Source organism: Streptomyces sp. CB02366, assembly GCF_001905905.1.
GTDB lineage: Bacteria > Actinomycetota > Actinomycetes > Streptomycetales > Streptomycetaceae > Streptomyces.
On record NZ_LIVT01000001.1, the window covers coordinates 288585 to 306694 of the forward strand.

An 18110-nucleotide genomic window follows, 5' to 3' on the forward strand; every position below is an offset into this window, starting at 1 on the left:
TCAGATCCTGGCCCAGCTTCCGGGCCGGGAGCGCCGTGCGGCCGTGACGGGCCGCGCGGCGCTCCGCGTTTGCGGGGGTGCGGGCTCCCGCCGTCCCCGTTCCGCCTCCCTCAGCTGGCGGTCGATGCGGCGTTCCCGGGCGGCGCCGAGCGCCACGGGAGCGAGGACGAAGGCGAAAAGCGCGCTGACGACCAGGTAGTTCAGGAAGATGTCCATGCCTCCACTCTGGCCTGGCGGGGCGAAAATCATCAGTGGCAGGACTGCCATGGGACATCAAATAACTGCCACACTCACTCCATGCTGACCAACGTCGCCGTCCTGCTGCTGGACGAGGTCCATCCTTTCGAACTCGGCGTGCTGTGCGAGGTGTTCGGCCTCGACCGCGGCGATGACGGCCTGCCGGTGCACGATTTCGCGGTGGTGTCCGCCGAGGGTTCCGAACTGCGCACCCACGCGGGCTTCACCATCAGTACGCCCTACGGCCTGGACCGGCTGGAGGAGGCCGACCTCATCGCCGTCCCCGCCAGCGGGCACGTCATGGACCGGGAGCACCCCGAGGCGGCCCTGGACGCGCTGCGACGGGCCGTGGAGCGGGGTGCGCGGGTGCTGAGCGTCTGCTCGGGGGCGTACGTCCTCGGGGCGGCCGGGCTGCTGGACGGCCGCCGCTGCACCACGCACTGGCGGCACGCGGCGGAGCTGGCACGCCGCTACCCGAAGGCGGTCGTGGAGCCGGACGTGCTGTACGTGGACGCCGGACCGGTGATCACCTCGGCCGGGACCGCCGCCGGGATCGACGCCTGCCTGCACCTGATCCGGCAGGAGTACGGCCAGGAGACGGCCAACGCCCTCGCGCGGCGGATGGTGGTGCCGCCGCACCGGGACGGCGGCCAGGCACAGTACATCGACCGCCCGCTGCCCCGGAACGCCTGCGACACGGTCGGCTCGACCCTGGCCTGGATGGAGCAGCACCTCGACCGGGAGATGACCGTGGAGCAGCTGGCCGCACAGGCGCACATGTCGCCGCGCACCTTCGCGCGGCGGTTCCAGCAGGAGACCGGGACGACGCCCTACCGCTGGCTGCTGCGGCAGCGGGTGCTGCTCGCCCAGCACCTGCTGGAGACCTCCGACCGGACGATCGACACGATCGCGGGCCAGACGGGGTTCGGCACGGCGGCGACGCTGCGGCACCAGTTCGTACGGACGCTGGGGACCACGCCGAACGCCTACCGGCGCACCTTCCGGGGCCCGTCGGCCACGGCCGTGCCCGACGTCGCCTGAGCGGGGCCGCACACGACGGCGGGGCCCGGCGCCGATGACCGGCTCCGGGCCCCGCGAAGTCGTGCTCAGGCGTTCGGGACGACCTCGTAGCGCGGCGTGCCTTCTTCCATCTGCCGCAGCGCGTCCTTGCGCTCCCGCTTGGAGAGCCGGTCGATGTACAGGTAGCCGTACAGGTGGTCCGTCTCGTGCTGGAGGCAGCGCGCGAAGTAACCGGTGCCCCTGACCCGGATCGGGTTGCCCTTCGCGTCCTGTCCGCGCACCACCGCGTAGTCCGGGCGGGCGAGCGAGGCGTACGCGGTCGGGACCGAGAGGCAGCCCTCGTTGGAGTCGTCCAGCACCCGCTTCTCGGGGGGCAGCTCCTCCAGGACCGGGTTGCAGACGACCCCGGTGTGGCGCACCCCGTCGTCGTCCGGGCAGTCGTAGACGAAGACCTTCAGGTCCACGCCGATCTGGTTGGCCGCGAGGCCGACGCCCTCGGCCGTCTTCTGGCTGGCGAACATGTCGTCGATGAGCCGCGCCAGCTCGTCGTCGAACGCGGTGACGTCCTTGCACTCCTTGTGCAGGACCGGATTGCCCACGACCGTGATCGGACGGGAGGTGCCGCGCGCGCGGTAGGCCGCCTCGCGCTCCTCGCAGTCCTCGGTGTCGACGACGAACCCCTCGTCGTCCACGTCGATCCGCCCGTCCGTCTCCTGCTGCGACATGTCCGCCGTACGCCTTCCTGCAAACCCTGAACTCGGTGACCCCGCCGCATCCCGTCCGGAACCGGGAAGCGCGGGAGGAGCAGCACCGCGACCGGTGCGCGTACAGCCTACGGGCAGCGGTCAGCAGACTTCTTCGAGATCCCGCCACTCGCGGCTGTCCGGGCTGTCGGCGACCCAGCCGTCCAGCAGGCCGCGCACCAGCCCGGCGGGGGCCGCGAGGCCGCACTCCCGCTCCGGCACCCACAGGCCCCCCGCCCCGGCCGTGCGGTGGCCCAGCGGCCCGGGGTGGCCCGGCTCACTGTGGTCGTGCGGATCCAGGTGCTCCCCGTCGCCCTCGTCGCTCTCCATCCGGCTCTCCGAGCACGCCCGGCACAGCAGCCGCACGGAGGAGGACCAGTCCTCGGCGGCGAACCCCGCGTCCGAGGCCAGCTTCTCCAGCGCGTCCCGGTCCTCCTCGGTGGCCGCCTCCAGCAGCACCACCCAGGTCGGCACCGGGGAGGGGGCCCACAGCTCGATCTCGTCGAACACCGGATACGCGGGACCGGCCGCGGTGACCCGCTCGCCGTTGGGCACCCCGTCGTGCAGGACGACCTCGCCCCAGCGCCGCCCGGAGGACGGCAGCGGGATCGAGAGCACCTCGATCCGGGCCGGGTCGAGCCGGCGGCCCCAGACCACCTCGGCCTCGCCCTCGGGCGACAGCCGCACGGCGGCGCTGCCCAGCTCCATGCCGGACGGCTCGGTGGTGGCCGCGCTGTACTGGCCGCCGCCGGGGACCTTGAGCCCGTACGCCTGCCAGGCCCGCCGCGCCAGCGGCCAGTCCTGGAGCGCGGTGGCGGCGATGCCCACGTTCCACCAGTCCGGAGCGCCCGACTCGCGGTCGAGGAGCGCGACGGCCCGCAGGCCAGCCGCCCTCGCCTGCTCCCAGTCGTGCCGGAACTTGTGCAGCAGCGCCAGATTGAACCAGGACTCCGAGAGCCACGGCTCCAGATCCGCCGCGCGCGTCAGCAGCGCCCCCGCGTCCTCGTACCGGCCGTCGCCGATCAGCGTGAACGCGCGGTCCGTGGCCTGCCGCCAAGAGGCGGACGGCCGATGCCGTACCTTCCCGAAGATCCTCACGATTCCCGCCTGTCCCGACTGGACACCTTCGACATCCGCTCTGCTTTCGCATCCAACCATGCCCGGCCGGACGCCCGCTCATTACCCATGGGTTACCCAGCTCCGGCCCGGGTCAGACCGCCTCGCGCGAGGACGCGTCCCAGCGCCTCCGCCCCCGGTGGCCGGGGGTCGCGGCCGGTGCCGGGCCCGAGCTGCCGGCGCGCCCCGCGCGGCCCGTCCGCGCCTGCCCCGCACAGCTCGTCGTACGCGTCGGCCGTCCTGACGTTTCCGGCGCCGGGCGGTCGTTCCCGGCCCGGATCGGCCTGCCGCTCCGCCATCGCCGCGACCGGGCGCGCGCGGCGGCGGGCAGGAGGGGGCCGAGGCCGTCGCGTCGAAGGCGTCGGCGACGACCTCCGCCCGGGCTCCGCCCGGGCCCGGGGTCGCGGGAGCCGCTGTGCCCGTACGGACGGCCGCCGCCGTCGATCCGTTCGCGGTGGTGCGGGACGGCGTCGCGGGCCCCGCTCGGGAAGCCGGCGCCCCGGGCGGTCCCGCGGCCGTACTCCGGGCGCGGTCCCCTGATCCGCCGCTTCTGGGGGGGGTGAGCGGCCCGTCCTCGCGCGGTCGCCGGGCGGGGGCGCCGGGTACGCCGGCGCCGCGCGGGAGGCCGGCGAACCCCGGACCCTCCAACCGGCTTTCGTCCACGCCGGGTTCACGGCCGGTCAGGCCGGAGGCAGGGCCGACCCGTTCGCGGCGGCCCCGGGTGCGGGCGTCCTCGGCGCCGACGGCGTGGACCCGGGCACGGGGGGTGGCGGGGTGGTTAGTCGGCCGGGCCCTGCGGACCGCGGACGGCGGCCGTCCCACCCCGGCCGGAGTGCCGGGGGCGACGGGCGGGACCACGAAGCGCGCCGCCGCCGGTATGCCCCTCACGCCCGCACTCGCCCCCGCATGGTCGATGGAGGCGCCACGCTAGCGACTCGGGGGGCTCACCGAGCCGTTACGGATCCGATTAGCACATTCGGGTGACTATTCGGCGGCCGTGGCGGTCCGGTCCGCGTCCTGCGCGGTCACGTCCTGCTCGGGCACGGCCTCGCCGGCGCGGATCAGCTCGATCCTGCCCATCACCTTGGAGCGCAGGTCGGTCGGGACGTCGTCCTGCCCGCAGCAGCGCTTGACCAGCTTCTTCACGGCCTGTTCGAGACCGTACTTCTCCAGGCACGGGGAGCATTCCTCGAAGTGCACCTCGAACTTGGTGCAGTCGCCCTCGGGCATCTCCCGGTCGAGAAACTCGTAGAGATGGTCGAGGACCTCCGAGCAGTCCGTCTCGTGCGGCTCTCCGCAGCTCATGAGGCCGAGCCCTTCCGATCGTCCGAGTCACCGGCGCCGGCCGCGACGAGCCCGCGCTCGCGCGCGTAGTCCTCCAGCATGCCGCGCAGCTGGCGACGGCCGCGGTGCAGCCGGGACATCACCGTACCGATGGGAGTCCCCATGATGTCCGCGATCTCCTTGTAGGCAAAGCCCTCCACATCGGCGAGGTACACGGCGATGCGGAACTCCTCGGGGATCGCCTGGAGCGCCGACTTCACGTCGGAGTCCGGGAGATGGTCCAGGGCCTGGGACTCCGCCGAACGCAGACCGGTCGACATGTGCGACTCGGCCCGGGCGAGCTGCCAGTCCTCGATCTCCTCGGCGGCGCTGCGCTGGGGCTCCCGCTGCTTCTTGCGGTACGAGTTGATGAAGGTGTTGGTGAGGATGCGGTACATCCACGCCTTGAGGTTGGTGCCCTCACGGAACTGGTGGAAGGAGCCGTACGCCTTGGCGTAGGTCTCCTGGACCAGGTCCTCGGCATCGGCCGGGTTGCGCGTCATGCGCAGCGCCGCCGAGTACATCTGGTCGAGAAAGCCCAGGGCGTCCCGCTCGAAGCGCGCGTTGCGCTCGGCCGGCGTCTCCGGGGCACGGCCGTCGTCGGTCCCTGTGTCGGTCCCAGTGACCGGACCCACCTCCTCCAACGATGTGGCGGAACCGAGACCGGACCCGCTCGCATCGGAGAATAGTCGACCTTGCTTGCGGGCGGCCTGTCGATCACCACCGCCCAGCATCCGCTCGGGGGCGGTCCTCGCCGCGGGCAGCACGGTCCACTCCAGGTCAGCGGCGTTCGAGCGACTGGGGCAGATGGTCGAACCCATGCGACGGACTCCCTCTCCACGTACGACGTTGTTGTACCGACGTCCCGAACAACAGCGCCCCCGGGCGGGGCATTCCCGGGGTCCGGCGGCGCCTCCCGCGGGCGGGGCCCGGGCGGTCACCCGAGGGGCGCGAGCCACCCGGCGACCGCGTCGGTGAGGACGCCCATCGCCTGTTCCTCCGTCAGCCCAGACCTCTTCGGCACGGCGAACCCGTGGTCGCCGTGGGGCACCTCGGCCAACGCGTACCCGCCGGGGGGGAACTCGCCGGGCCGGCCGAAGGGGTCGCCGCCGCCCTGCACCACCAGCGTGGGCACGCCCGTGCCGAGCAGTTCGGCGGCGCGGGACTTCTCGGGCCTGCCCGGGGGGTGGAGCGGGAAGCCGAGCGCGAGCACGGCCGCGGCGCCCAGTTCGGCCGCGGTCCGGCAGGCGACCCGGGCCCCGGCGCTGCGGCCCCCGGCGACGACGGGCGGCCCGGCGGCGGCCAGGGCGGGCCACACCCCGCGCCAGCCGGTGTCCAGGGCCTTCGGGGCGGGGGCCATCTTCTTGCCGGCCACCCGCCAGGGCTGCTCCACCAGGGCGACGGTGACGCCGTGGCCGGGCAGGACCCGGGCGAGGGCCTGGAGGTCCCGGGCCTCGATGCCGCCGCCGGCCCCGTGGCCCAGGGCGAGGACGAGGCGGGGCCCGGCGGTGGTGGCGGGGGCCCAGGTGATCCGGGCCTCACCGGCGTCGGTGATGACGTTCTGCGTACGTGGTAGACGGCTCACCGCGCCATCCTCCCCCGTGCGCGAAGCGGAACGGCACGAGGGCCCGCGTGCCGCTCGGAACCCCTCAGAACAGAGTGGACTCCTCCGGCGCGGCCAGTTCCTCCAGCAGCTCCGGTCCGTTGTTGCGGACGTTGCTGACGGCGGTGGCGACCGGGTAGGCGCGCATCAGCCCGCCCGGCGGCGGCTCCAGCAGGGCGCGCAATTCGTCGACGCCGGTGGGCGCGGGGTCCAGCCAGGCGTCCCAGCGGTCGGGGGTGAGCATCAGCGGCATCCGGGGGTGGATGTCGGCGAGCGCGCCGGGCCCCTCGGCGGGGGCGACGGCCAGCGGGGTGGTCTCCGCCTCGGTGGTGATCACCGAGCACGTCGCCCACCAGGCGTTCTCGTGGTCGTCGGGGAGGGTCGCGTCGCGCCAGAACTCGTACAGCCCGGCCATCGCGAAGACCGATCCGTCGGCGGGGGTGACGAAGTAGGGCTGCTTGCGGGCCCGCTTCTTGCCCTTCTCCTCCTCCAACTGCCGCTCCTGCGCACCGGTGACCCACTCGTAGTAGCCGTCGGCGGGCAGGATGCAGCGGTGCCGGGCGAAGGCGCGGCGGAAGGAGGGCTTCTCGTGGACGGTCTCCGCTCGGGCGTTGATCAGCCGGGCCGCACCCTCGGGGGTCTTCGCCCAGGAGGGCACGAGTCCCCATCTCAAGGAGCGCAGCTGGCGAACCGGACGCGGGTCGTCGGCGTCCTTAACGGGACCCTCCAGAACCGCGTAGACCTTCTTGGTCGGCGCCACGTTCCAGTCCGGCTCCAGGGTCTCGGTGGGTTCCCACTTCTCGACGCCGAAGAGTCCGGTCAGGTCCTCGGGCTTCCGACTGGCTGCAAACCGTCCGCACATAGGTGCCAGACTGCCACGACCCCCCACCCCGACCGCAAGGAGTCGCCCGGCCGATGAACAGCACCGAATTGGGCGATCTGTGGGATCGCGTCACCGGCGCCCAGGCCGCCCCCGAGCAGTGGCTGGTGGTGGTGACGGCCGTCCTGGCGCTGACCGCCGTCGTGCCCGACCCGCTGTGGCGGCTCGCCCGCAACACGATCACCATCGCGCACGAGGGCGGCCACGGCCTGGTGGCCCTGCTCACCGGACGGCAGCTCTCCGGCATCCGGCTGCACTCGGACACCAGCGGGCTGACCGTGAGCCGCGGCAAGCCGACGGGGATCGGCATGATCCTCACGGCGGCGGCGGGCTACACGGCCCCCTCCCTGCTGGGTCTGGGCGGCGCCTGGCTGCTCACGAACGGCAGGATCACCCTCCTGCTGTGGGTGGCGACGGCGCTGCTCGCGGTGATGCTGGTGATGATCCGCAACGTGTACGGGGCGCTCACCGTCATCCTGACCGGCGCCACGTTCCTGCTGGTGTCCTGGCTGGCCTCCTCCGACGTCCAGGCGGCGTTCGCGTACGCGGTGGTGTGGTTCCTGCTGCTGGGCGGGGTGCGGCCGCCGTTCGAGCTCCAGTCCAAGCGCCGGCACGGCGGGGCTCCGGACTCCGACGCGGACCAGTTGGCCCGGCTGACCAACGCCCCGGCGGTGCTGTGGCTGTTCCTCTTCCACGCGGTGTCGTTGTGCTCGCTGATCGGCGGCGGCCGGTGGCTGCTGGGCTGGTGAGGGCCGGCCGGCCCTCACCGGCCCGCACCCCGGACGGGTTACGGGCGGTTTGCGCGCTTTTCGCCAGGATCCAGGCGGGTGCGGAACCACTAAAGTAAAGGCCATGACCGAGAGTTCCGTGCACCCTGCCCTGTGGCCCGCTCCCCACGCGAGCGGCGCCGTCGACGCGACCGTCACCGTGCCCGGATCGAAATCGGTCACCAACCGCGCCCTCGTACTGGCCTCGCTGGCCTCCGAGCCGGGCTGGCTGCGCCGCCCGTTGCGCTCCCGCGACACCCTGCTGATGGCCGACGCGCTGCGCGCGATGGGCGTCGGCATCGAGGAGACCGTCTCCTCCTCGTCCGCGAGCAGTCCGTCCGCCGCGGCCTCCCCGGACGCCACGGGCGAGGCCTGGCGGGTCATCCCGGCGGGGCTGCACGGCCCGGCGGCGGTGGACGTCGGCAACGCCGGCACGGTGATGCGCTTCCTGCCGCCGGTCGCCACCCTCGCCGACGGCCCGGTCCGCTTCGACGGCGATCCCCGCTCCTACGAGCGCCCGCTGACCGGCGTGATCGAGGGGTTGCGGGCGCTCGGCGCGCGGATCGACGACGACGGGCGCGGGGCGCTGCCGCTGACCGTGCACGGCGGCGGGGCGCTGGTGGGCGGCCCGGTGTCGATCGACGCATCGTCCTCCTCGCAGTTCGTCTCGGCGCTGCTGCTGTCGGCCCCGCGCTTCAACCACGGCGTCGAGGTCCGGCACACCGGGACCACCCTCCCCTCGATGCCGCACATCCGGATGACCGTCGACATGCTGCGCGCGGTCGGCGCCCAGGTGGACGAGCCGGAGACGGGCGGTGAACCGAACGTCTGGCGGGTGTCGCCCTCCGCCCTGCTCGGCCGGGACCTGACGATCGAGCCGGACCTCTCCAACGCCCAGCCGTTCCTGGCGGCGGCCCTGGTGACCGGCGGCCGGGTCACCATCCCCGACTGGCCCGAGCGCACCACCCAGCCGGGTGACGCGCTGCGCGAGATCTTCACCGCGATGGGCGGCTCCTGCGAGCTGACCGAACGCGGACTGACCTTCACCGGTACGGGCCGGATCCACGGCATCGACGTGGACCTCGGCGAGGTCGGCGAGCTGACCCCGGGCATCGCGGCGGTCGCGGCGCTGGCGGACTCCCCCTCGACGCTGAGCGGAGTGGCCCACCTGCGGCTGCACGAGACGGACCGGCTGGCCGCGCTGACCAAGGAGATCAACGAGCTGGGCGGCGACGTCACCGAGACGGCGGACGGGCTGCACATCCGCCCGCGCCCGCTGCGCGGCGGCGTCTTCCACACGTACGACGACCACCGGATGGCCACCGCCGGGGCGATCATCGGCCTGGCGGTGAAGGGCGTGGAGATCGAGAACGTGGGCACCACCGCCAAGACCCTGCCGGACTTCCCGGCCCTGTGGACCGGAATGCTCGGGGCCTAGACCCATGCGCCGCTACGGGAAGAACCCCGACGAGGACGACATCCGCGTCCGCCCCAACCGCAAGGGCAACCGCCCGCGCACCCACATCCGGCCCAAGCACGAGGACGCCGAGGACGGCATGGTCCTCACCGTCGACCGGGGCCGGCTCACCTGCCTCGTCGAGGGCCGGACCGTGGTGGCGATGAAGGCCCGCGAGCTGGGGCGCAAGGCCGCCGTGGTGGGCGACACCGTCTCCATCGTCGGCGACCTCTCCGGCGAGAAGGACACCCTGGCCCGGATCGTGCGCATCGCCCCGCGCCGTACGGTGCTGCGCCGCACGGCGGACGACGACGATCCGTACGAGCGCGTCGTCGTCGCCAACGCCGACCAGCTGGCGATCGTCACCGCGCTGGCCGACCCGGAGCCCCGGCCGCGCATGATCGACCGCTGCCTGGTCGCGGCGTACGACGGCGGGCTCTCCCCGCTCCTGGTGCTGACCAAGTCCGACCTGGCCCCGCCGGACGCGCTGCTGGAGGCGTACACCCCGCTCGGCGTCCCGTACATCGTGACCAGCCGTGAGGAGCTGGAGACGGGGGACGCGGCGGAGCGGGTCCGCGAGCAGTTGGCGGGCAGGATCACCGCCTTCGTCGGGCACTCCGGGGTCGGCAAGACGACCCTGGTCAACGCCCTGGTGCCGGCGGACCGGCGGCGGACCACCGGCGACGTCAACGCGGTCACCGGCCGGGGGCGGCACACCACCACCTCGGCCCTCGTGCTGCCGCTGCCCGGCGACCGGGGCTGGGTGGTCGACACCCCCGGCGTGCGCTCCTTCGGGCTGCACCACGTCGACCCCTCGCGCGTCATCCACGCCTTCCCGGATCTGGAGCCGGGTACGGCGGAGTGTCCGCGCGGCTGCACCCACGACGAGAACCAGCCCGAATGCGCTCTGGACGCCTGGGTGGCCGAGGGGCACGCCGACCCGGCCCGGCTGGACTCCCTGCGCAGGCTGCTCTCGACCCGGGAGCGGCGCGAGGGCGACTGACCGCGTGAGAACGGCTGCCGGACCAGACGGCCGACGGCACGAGGACGGCTGACGGGGCCTCCGGCCGGAGTCGGCCGCGCCCCCTCGGGCATGTCCGCGCGCTTCGACGACCGGTGAAGGCATAATCGCACCGAGCGGGACGAAGCCGTCACCTACTCGGGAGGCAACGGACGATGGCGTGGCTGCTGGTCGTGGTCGCAGGACTGCTGGAGACCGGCTTCGCCGTGTGTCTGAAGCTCTCCCACGGATTCACCCGGCTCTGGCCGACGATCGCGTTCGCCACGTTCGCGCTGGGCAGCTTCGGTCTGCTGACCCTGGCGCTGAAGAAGCTGGACATCGGCCCGGCGTACGCGGTGTGGACCGGCATCGGGGCGGCCGGTACCGCGATCTACGGCATGGTCTTCCTCGGTGACGTGGTCTCCACCCTGAAGCTGGTCTCGATCTCGCTGGTGATCATCGGTGTGATCGGCCTCCAGCTCTCCGGCTCGGCGCACTGAGCCCCGGCCAGCTCGTCGCCGTCGCCCGCTCCTAGGGCGTGTTTCGGGAGTCCCGCCTGCTCGGCGGCGTCCGGCGCTACTTTCGCAACACGCCCTGGGCCGGGGGCCGGGCCGCCTCCCGGACCAGGCGCAGCGCGCCGCTGTCCGCCGCGTCGTCGCCCGGCACCGGGACGACCACGCAGGACAGCGCGAGCCGTAGCGCGATCTCGCAGCGCCCCTCCGCGCCTCCGGGCGAGGCGTCCGCGGTCCGCGCCCGCACCAGCGCGAGCAGCTCCTCGGGGGTCGGCGGCGGCTTCCCGCCCGTCCGCCCCCGGGAACCCGGCCGACGGTCCGGGCGGGGCAGCCCGTCCGCCCAGTGTCCGGTCAGCAACGCCTTGACCAGCGCGTCCTGCCGGGCGGCCCGCAGGGTCCAGAGCGCGACGGCGGCCGGGCGGTCGGGCCCCGGGGCGCCCAGCGCGCGGTCCACCCCGGCGAGGTAGTCGTCGACGGCCCGCCGCAGCAGGGCCCCGGCCAGCCCTTCCTTGGTGCCGAACGCGTTGTGGAGGGTCTGCCGGGAGACCCCGGCCAGGGCGGCGACGTCGGCCATGCGCACGGAACGCCAGGGCCGGTCCTCCAACGCCCGGTGGGCGGCCTCCAGCAGGGCCTGTCGCGCTCTCCGCATCGCCGCCGCCCCCTGCCCCCGGGATTCCTGCGGTTCAGGGTCGACGCGCTCGCGGGGGCTGTCAAGGGCGTGCGGGAAGGCGGCGACCGGGGGCGCGGTGGCCCTCGCACGAGGGCCCTGGATACTGTGACAGCATGCCCGACTACCACGATGATCTGCGGCTCGCCCACGTACTGGCGGATGCCGCCGACGCCGCGACGATGGACCGGTTCAAGGCTCTCGACCTGAAGGTGGAGACCAAGCCGGACATGACCCCGGTGAGCGAGGCCGACAAGGCCGCCGAGGAGCTGATCCGGGGCCACCTGCGTCGGGCCCGCCCCCGGGACGCGATCCTGGGCGAGGAGTACGGGGTCGAGGGAAGCGGTCCGCGCCGCTGGGTGATCGACCCGATCGACGGCACCAAGAACTACGTGCGCGGCGTGCCGGTGTGGGCGACGCTGATCTCGCTGATGGAGGCGGGTCCGGAGGGCGACTTCCAGCCGGTGGTGGGCCTGGTCTCCGCGCCGGCGCTGAACCGGCGCTGGTGGGCGGCGAAGGGCGCGGGCGCGTTCACCGGCCGCAGCCTCACCTCCGCGAGCCGGATGCACGTGTCGAAGGTGCGCCGGGTCTCCGACGCCTCGTTCGCGTTCTCCTCGCTGTCCGGCTGGGAGGAGCAGGGCCGCCTCGACGGCTTCCTGGACCTCACCCGGGCCTGCTGGCGGACGCGGGGGTACGGGGACTTCTGGCCGTACATGATGGTGGCGGAGGGTTCCGTGGACCTCTGCGCCGAGCCGGAACTGTCGCTGTGGGACATGGCGGCGAACGCGATCATCGTGCAGGAGGCGGGCGGTCGTTTCACCTCGCTGGACGGGGTGGACGGCGTGGACGGCGGAAACGCGGCGGCGTCCAACGGCACGCTCCACGACGACCTGCTGAGCTACCTCGACCGCCGGTCCTGACCCCGCTCCGCCGGGCTGCCGCGACCCGGGGGCCCTGCCCCCGCTCCACTGGGCTGTCGCCACCGGGGCTCACGGGCGTTCCCGACGCGGCTCCGCCGAACCCCCGGTGCGCGCCTGTCCGAAACCGTCCGGTTCACGCGGTGCGCGGGGGCGCGGTGTGCGACGGCCGCACGCCCTCCCCGCGCTTCGCCCACCCCTTGTCGGCCCTCCCCCGGCGTGCGACTCTGGGCCTCCCCCCACTTGTGAACTTGTGAATCGACTCACAGAGTGGGCTCACCGAGGAGGTGGCTCGTTTCATGCTCGTCCGTGACGCCATGAGCACGGTGGTCCTCACCATCGGCCCCACCCATACGCTCCGCCAGGCGGCCCGGCTGATGTCGGCCCGCCGCATCGGAGCGGCTGTCGTCCATGATCCGGACACCTTCGGGCTCGGCATCATCACCGAGCGCGACATTCTCGACGCGGTCGGGGCAGGGCTGGACCCCGACCGGGAGACCGCGTCCGCCCACACCACCACCGACGTCGTGTTCGCCGCGCCGGCCTGGACCCTGGAGGAGGCGGCGGAAGCCATGACGCACGGCGGGTTCCGGCACCTGGTCGTGCTGGACGGCGAGGGGGCGGTGGGCATCGTCTCGGTGCGCGACATCATCCGCTGCTGGTCGCCCGCCCGCCGCCGGCGCCCGGTCGCGGCCGCCGGCTGAGGGCCGCTAGGGCGTGTTTCGAAAGGAGCGTCGTCCGCCCGGAGGGCGGGCTCGGCGGCGTCCGGTGCGTGCGATCGCAAGGCGGAGGGCCGCCCCGATACCGGATGTATCGGGGCGGCCCCGACAACGCGGCGAGCGTGCGTGCCGGGCGTCGCCGAGCAGGCGGGACTTTCGAAACCCGCCCTAGCCCAGGTCGCGCCGCCACCCGCCTCCCCCGCCCCTGACGACCGGTGGGCCGGACCCCCGTGAGGGAGTCCGGCCCACCGTCGACGGCAAACGCCCGGTCAGCCGCGCAGGGCCTGGACCGCGGCTTCCAGCCGCTTGCCGAAGTCGCCGTCCGCCTGGCGGAAGTTGTTGATCGCGCGCTCGGCGATGTCGTCGCGCGAGACCTTGGCGATGAACCCGGCGAGGTTGTCGATCAGCCGGGCCTTCTCGTCCTCGGAGTAGAGCCGGTAGAGGTTGCCCGCCTGCACGAAGTCGTTGTCCTCGGCGTGCACGGGGGCCTCGGTGTTGCCGGTGACACCGGTGACCGGGACCGGCTGCCACAGCGGCCGGTCGGTCTGGGCGGGGCCGCCGAAGCTGTTCGGCTCGTAGTTCTTGGCGCCCTGGTGACGGCCGTCGTAGAGGAAGCCGTCCCGGCTGTTGGTCCGCGCCTCGGTGGCGCGCGGGCGGTTCACCGGCAGGTGGTCGGCGTTGATGCCGACGCGGTAGCGGTGGGCGTCGCCGTAGGCGAAGAGGCGGCCCTGGAGCATCTTGTCCGGGGAGGGGCCGATGCCCGGCACGAAGTGCGCGGGGCTGAAGACGGACTGCTCGACCTCGGCGAAGACGTTCTGCGGGTTGCGGTTGAGCTCCAGCTTCCCGATCTCGATCGGCGGGTAGTCCGCGTGCGGCCACACCTTGGTGAGGTCGAACGGGTTGAAGCGGTACGTCGCCGCGTCCGCCGCGGGCATGATCTGCACCTGCACCGTCCAGGACGGGAAGTCGCCCCGCTCGATCGCCTCGCGCAGGTCGCGCTGGTGGCTGTCGGGGTCTTCCCCGGCGAGCCTGTCGGCCTCCTCCTGGGTGAGGTTCTCGATGCCCTGGTCGGTCTTGAAGTGGTACTTGACCCAGAAGACCTCGCCGGCCTCGTTGTTCCACTGGTAGGTGTGCGAGCCGTACCCGTTCATGTGGCGCAGCGTGGCCGGGATGCCGCGGTCGCCGAAGAGCCAGGTCACCTGGTGCGTCGACTCGGGTGACAGCCCCCAGAAGTCCCAGACGTTGTCCGCCTCCTGCGAGCCGGTGTACGGGTCGCGCTTCTGGGTGTGGATGAAGTCGGGGAACTTGATGGCGTCCTTGATGAAGAACACCGGGGTGTTGTTGCCGACGAGGTCGTAGTTGCCCTCCTCGGTGTAGAACTTCAGCGCGAAACCGCGGGGGTCGCGCACGGCGTCGGCGGAGCCGAGGTTGCCGGCGACGGTGGAGAAGCGCAGGAAGGTCTCGGTCTGCTTGCCGACCTCGGAGAGGAACTTCGCCCGGGTCCACCGCGAGACGTCACGGGTCAGCGTGAAGGTGCCGTACGCGCCGGCGCCGCGGGCGTGCACCACGCGCTCCGGGATGCGCTCGCGGTTGAAGTGGGCGAGCTTCTCCAGGAGCGCCTGGTCCTGGACGAGAACCGGACCGCCGGGGCCCGCGGTCTCACTGTTCTGGTTGTCGGCGACCGGCGCGCCGGCCTCCGTGGTGAGCGGTCCCTGCGTCACGTGCGCCTCCTGCGTCATGTCCTGCACTTCGGTGATCGACCCGCCTCCGTCGCCGGGGCGATGTTCCGCGCAGCCTGTCCCTTGGCCTATGCCGGTCTCGATCCTACAATGGACAATGTCTAAGTCAAGCAAACATCCAAAACCGTTGATTATCCAAGATCATTGATCATCCAGGGTCATGAAAGATCCAGAAACACCGCACGTCCAAAGTCACACCCGATCGGGATTCCGTCCCTCCACTGTTAGGCTGGGCCCCATGAGCGACCTGCTGGAACGACTTCGCGGACGCGGCTGGCGCATGACGGCGCAGCGGCGTGTCGTGGCTGAGGTCCTCGACGGGGACCATGTGCACCTGACGGCGGACGAGGTCCACGCGAGGGCCGTCTCCCGGCTGCCGGAGATCTCCCGCGCCACCGTCTACAACACGCTCGGCGAGATGGTGTCCCTCGGCGAGGTGCTGGAGGTGTCCACCGACCGCCGGGCCAAGCGCTACGACCCGAACGCCCACCGCCCCCACCACCACCTGGTGTGCGGCCGGTGCGGCGCGATCCGGGACGTGCACCCGGCGGGCAACCCGCTGGCGGACCTCCCGGTGGACGAGCGCTACGGCTTCGCGGTCTCCGACGTCGAGGTCACCTACCGCGGCCTCTGCCCGGACTGCGCTCCGGCCGCCTGAAAGCGACCCCGGCCGGGCCCGCCCGTGAGAACGGGCGGGCCCGGCTTCGCGCGTTCACCGCCTTCTCCCCCGTCGACCGCGGACCCTCCCGGTCCCGGACATGACGAAGGCCCGGATCTCGGGGAGATCCGGGCCTTCGTCTTTTCAGTAGCGGGGACAGGATTTGAACCTGCGACCTCTGGGTTATGAGCCCAGCGAGCTACCGAGCTGCTCCACCCCGCGTCGGTGAATGCAACGTTACGTCAGCGGGTCGGGCGATGCAAATCCCTTCACGGCGCCCCGGCCGGGAGGCCGTACGCGGTCGTCCACGGCGCCGCGCGCGGCCCCGCGTCACGCGGTCAGCTCCTGGTGGAGCGCCTCGCGCAGCCGCGCCGCCCGCTCGGCCACCTCGGCCGGCCCCAGCTCCACGGCCCGCGCGCACCAGCGCTGCCCCTCGGTCAGCTCGCCCCGGCGGGCGGCGAGGAGCGCCAGGCGCAGCGCGGCGCGGCCGTGCCCGGCTCCGGCGGCCCGGGTCCACCACAGGGCGGCCTCGCGTTCGCTGCCCTCGCGGGCCAGCAGCAGCCCGAGGTTGAAGGCACCGTTGCGGCTGCCCGCCTCGGCGGCCTCCCGGTACCAGTGGGCGGCGCTCTCCACGTCCCCCCGGGCCGCGGCGAGCATGCCGACCCGGACCTGGGCGCGGCGGTGGCCCTGCTGCGCGGCCCGCTCGTACCACTCCTCGCACTCGGTCTTCTCCGGCATCGGCTCGCCGAGCGCCGGAGGCCCCGGGGGCGGCTGGCGCGCGTCCAGCACCCCGGCCAGCCGGAAAGCCGCCTCCGCGCTACCACCGCCCGCCGCGCAGCGCAGGTGCCGCTCGGCCTCCTGGTCCTCCCCCTCGCGCAGGAGGGCGATGCCGACCTGGAGCGCGGCGTCGGTGTGCCCGGCCGCCGCGGCCCGCTCGTACCAGCCGAGCGCCGTACGGTCCTCGTCGCGCCCCGCGTGCAGGATGCCCAGGTTGAAGGCGGCGTCGACGCTGCCCGCCTCGGCCGCCTTGGAGAACCAGGGCTCGGCCCCGGTGTGGTCGCCGGCCTGGAGGAGCAGGACCGCGAGCGCGTTGGCGGCCTCGCGGTGCCCGGCGTACGCGGCGCGGCGGTACCACTGCTCAGCCTGCGGGATGCGGTCCTGGGCGGCGCAGAGCAGCCCGAGGTTGTACGCCCCGTTGACGTCCCCGGCGTCCATGGCGGCCCGGTACCAGCGCTCGGCGGTCTGCTGCTCACCGCGCGCGGCGTGCAGTGCGCCGAGCGCGTTGGCGGCGTTGCCGTCGCCGTCCTGGGCGGCGCGCAGCCACCACACGGCGGCGCTCTCCTCGTCGCCGGCGTCGCGCAGCAGGAAGCCCAGCGCGCAGGCGGCGCGCGCTTCGCCCGCCTTGGCGGAGGTGAGGTACCAGCGCCCGGCCTCCTTCAGCTCGCCGCGCTGCTCCAGGATCGCGCCGAGGTGCAGGGCGGCGCGCCGGTGTCCGCGGGCGGCGGCCTGGCGGTACCACTGCTCGGCCTCGCCGACCCGCCCGGCGGCGGGCCCCGCCACCGGACCGTCGCCGTGGGCCGCGCCCTTGCCGACCGCGGCGTCCGCGGGGGGAGCGGGCGCGACGGCCGGGAGGATCGGGCCCGTCCCGGTCCGTCCCGGGCCGCGGCCGAGGCCGAAGGCGTCGTGGGGGTCCTCGACGGCCTTGCGTTCCAGGGCGCGGGCCAGCCGGTAGGCGGCTTCGCGGTGCCCCTGTTCGGCGGCGGCGCGCAGCCAGCGCTCGGCGCCGACGTCGCTGCGGTGCTCCAGGAGGTCGGCGAGCGCGTACGCGCCGAGCGCGTGGCCCTGCTCGGCGGACTGCCGCAGCCAGTACTCCGCACCGGGCTCGTCGCCGCGCTCGCGGAGGTGCCGTCCGAGCGCGTGCGCGGCGGCGGCGGAGCCGGCCACGGCGGCGATCCGCCACCAGCCGGCGGCCTCGTCCGGGTAGCCGCGCTGGTGCAGCAGGACGCCCAGGTTGTTCGCGGCGGCCCGGTCGCCGTCCGCGGTGGCGGCGCGCAGGTAGCGCTCGGCGCCGTCCAGGTCTCCCCGACGCAGCAGCAGGGCGCCCAGGACGCTCATGGAGGCGGTGTCCCCCGCGTCGGCGGCGCGTCGGTGGCGCGCCTCGCTCTCGGCGTGGTCCGCGGCGTCGACCGCGTCGGTGGTGGCGTCCTCGGGAACGGTGTCCTCGGGCGTGGGGCCGCCCTCGGGCGCGGCGCCGTCATCGGACGGGACCGCCTCGTCGGACGAGGCCGCGCCGAGGTCGCCGGTCCGCTGGACCGGTGCACCCGCCCCGGCGATGGCAGCGGCGAAAGCCGCGTCTACCGCGCTCTCCGCGTCGTGGCCGCGCTGCCGCACAAACCGCCCTGTCTCCAACAGAGTTGCCCTGTCCCCCATAAATACCATCGTCGCACCACCTGTAACCCGCGTACACCTGGTATATCGCGGACAGTGAGGTCACTACAGCGTTTTGTCGACATGCCCACAGAGAGACAAGTGAAACACGTCCGGACCCAACTGCTGCCCAGTGAACCGCGCTTCACGCCCACCGCTTGAAATCGTCACGGCACGGTCACCACAGGCATGACGAAGGCCCGGATCTCGGGGAGATCCGGGCCTTCGTCTTTTCAGTAGCGGGGACAGGATTTGAACCTGCGACCTCTGGGTTATGAGCCCAGCGAGCTACCGAGCTGCTCCACCCCGCGTCGTTGTGTTCAAAC

18 protein-coding genes and 2 tRNA genes are annotated in these 18110 nt (G+C 73.4%); 8 read left to right on the forward strand and 12 right to left on the reverse strand.

Features of this window, described 5'->3' with window-relative positions; translation table 11 throughout:
* Positions 1–216: a hypothetical protein gene (locus AMK24_RS01220; RefSeq protein ID WP_073764040.1), complete on the reverse strand. Its 216-nt coding sequence runs from the start codon at positions 214–216 to the stop codon at positions 1–3.
* Between the two features lie 81 nt (positions 217–297).
* On the opposite strand from AMK24_RS01220, the gene AMK24_RS01225 reads away from it, so the two are divergent.
* A complete protein-coding gene (locus AMK24_RS01225; RefSeq protein ID WP_073764042.1) occupies positions 298–1278 on the forward strand; it encodes a GlxA family transcriptional regulator in 981 nt (326 codons plus the stop codon).
* Between the two features lie 65 nt (positions 1279–1343).
* Here AMK24_RS01225 and def read toward each other — a convergent pair whose 3' ends face one another.
* The 6 genes from def to AMK24_RS01255 form a co-directional block, all read right to left on the reverse strand.
* On the reverse strand, positions 1344–1982 hold the full coding sequence (gene def / locus AMK24_RS01230) for a peptide deformylase (RefSeq protein WP_073764044.1): 639 nt from the start codon (positions 1980–1982) through the stop codon (positions 1344–1346).
* Positions 1983–2102: 120 nt separating this feature from the next.
* Positions 2103–3098 (reverse strand): tetratricopeptide repeat protein, encoded by a 996-nt coding sequence (locus tag AMK24_RS01235; protein ID WP_073764046.1) that lies wholly within the window; start codon positions 3096–3098, stop codon positions 2103–2105.
* A 1002-nt stretch (positions 3099–4100) separates the two neighbouring features.
* On the reverse strand, positions 4101–4421 hold the full coding sequence (gene rsrA, locus AMK24_RS01240; protein ID WP_073764048.1) for a mycothiol system anti-sigma-R factor: 321 nt from the start codon (positions 4419–4421) through the stop codon (positions 4101–4103).
* A complete protein-coding gene (locus AMK24_RS01245; protein WP_010061546.1) occupies positions 4418–5074 on the reverse strand; it encodes a sigma-70 family RNA polymerase sigma factor in 657 nt (218 codons plus the stop codon). The genes rsrA and AMK24_RS01245 overlap by 4 nt, the downstream gene beginning before the upstream one ends.
* A 302-nt stretch (positions 5075–5376) precedes the next feature.
* On the reverse strand, positions 5377–6024 hold the full coding sequence (locus tag AMK24_RS01250) for an alpha/beta hydrolase family protein (protein ID WP_073764052.1): 648 nt from the start codon (positions 6022–6024) through the stop codon (positions 5377–5379).
* A 64-nt stretch (positions 6025–6088) separates the two neighbouring features.
* Complete coding sequence (locus AMK24_RS01255; RefSeq protein ID WP_073764054.1) at positions 6089–6904, reverse strand: SOS response-associated peptidase; 816 nt, start codon at positions 6902–6904, stop codon at positions 6089–6091.
* A 53-nt stretch (positions 6905–6957) separates the two neighbouring features.
* Between AMK24_RS01255 and AMK24_RS01260 the strand changes: the two genes are divergently transcribed.
* The 4 genes from AMK24_RS01260 to AMK24_RS01275 all read left to right on the forward strand — a co-directional run bounded on the left by AMK24_RS01260 (position 6958) and on the right by AMK24_RS01275 (position 10645).
* Positions 6958–7671, forward strand: coding sequence for a M50 family metallopeptidase (locus tag AMK24_RS01260; RefSeq protein ID WP_073764056.1), 714 nt, complete (start codon positions 6958–6960; stop codon positions 7669–7671).
* Between the two features lie 103 nt (positions 7672–7774).
* The gene (aroA, locus tag AMK24_RS01265; RefSeq protein WP_073764058.1) at positions 7775–9127 is read left to right on the forward strand and encodes a 3-phosphoshikimate 1-carboxyvinyltransferase; all 1353 of its coding nucleotides are present in this window, start codon (positions 7775–7777) and stop codon (positions 9125–9127) included.
* A 4-nt stretch (positions 9128–9131) separates the two neighbouring features.
* Positions 9132–10148: a ribosome small subunit-dependent GTPase A gene (rsgA, locus tag AMK24_RS01270; protein ID WP_073764060.1), complete on the forward strand. Its 1017-nt coding sequence runs from the start codon at positions 9132–9134 to the stop codon at positions 10146–10148.
* Positions 10149–10321: 173 nt separating this feature from the next.
* Positions 10322–10645, forward strand: a complete 324-nt coding sequence (locus tag AMK24_RS01275; RefSeq protein ID WP_073764062.1) for a DMT family transporter — start codon at positions 10322–10324, stop codon at positions 10643–10645.
* Between the two features lie 76 nt (positions 10646–10721).
* Here the strand turns inward: AMK24_RS01275 and AMK24_RS01280 are convergent, their stop codons facing one another.
* Positions 10722–11306: a TetR/AcrR family transcriptional regulator gene (locus AMK24_RS01280; protein ID WP_073764064.1), complete on the reverse strand. Its 585-nt coding sequence runs from the start codon at positions 11304–11306 to the stop codon at positions 10722–10724.
* 134 nt (positions 11307–11440) lie between these two features.
* Here AMK24_RS01280 and hisN point away from each other — a divergent pair, with 134 nt between their 5' ends.
* Positions 11441–12244: a histidinol-phosphatase gene (hisN, locus tag AMK24_RS01285; protein WP_073764066.1), complete on the forward strand. Its 804-nt coding sequence runs from the start codon at positions 11441–11443 to the stop codon at positions 12242–12244.
* 296 nt (positions 12245–12540) lie between these two features.
* Complete coding sequence (locus AMK24_RS01290; protein ID WP_073764068.1) at positions 12541–12945, forward strand: CBS domain-containing protein; 405 nt, start codon at positions 12541–12543, stop codon at positions 12943–12945.
* A gap of 284 nt (positions 12946–13229) precedes the next feature.
* On the opposite strand, the gene AMK24_RS01295 is transcribed toward AMK24_RS01290, so the two are convergent.
* Entirely contained in the window at positions 13230–14699 is a 1470-nt protein-coding gene (locus AMK24_RS01295; RefSeq protein ID WP_073765581.1) for a catalase, read from the reverse strand.
* Positions 14700–14937: 238 nt separating this feature from the next.
* Here AMK24_RS01295 and AMK24_RS01300 point away from each other — a divergent pair, with 238 nt between their 5' ends.
* The gene (locus AMK24_RS01300; RefSeq protein ID WP_073764070.1) at positions 14938–15357 is read left to right on the forward strand and encodes a Fur family transcriptional regulator; all 420 of its coding nucleotides are present in this window, start codon (positions 14938–14940) and stop codon (positions 15355–15357) included.
* 148 nt (positions 15358–15505) lie between these two features.
* Here the strand turns inward: AMK24_RS01300 and AMK24_RS01305 are convergent.
* The 3 genes from AMK24_RS01305 to AMK24_RS01315 all read right to left on the reverse strand — a co-directional run bounded on the left by AMK24_RS01305 (position 15506) and on the right by AMK24_RS01315 (position 18095).
* Positions 15506–15579 (reverse strand) — tRNA-Met (locus tag AMK24_RS01305).
* A gap of 108 nt (positions 15580–15687) precedes the next feature.
* Complete coding sequence (locus AMK24_RS01310; protein WP_073764072.1) at positions 15688–17796, reverse strand: tetratricopeptide repeat protein; 2109 nt, start codon at positions 17794–17796, stop codon at positions 15688–15690.
* A 225-nt stretch (positions 17797–18021) separates the two neighbouring features.
* Positions 18022–18095 (reverse strand) — tRNA-Met (locus tag AMK24_RS01315).
* Between the last annotated feature and the right edge of the window lie 15 nt (positions 18096–18110).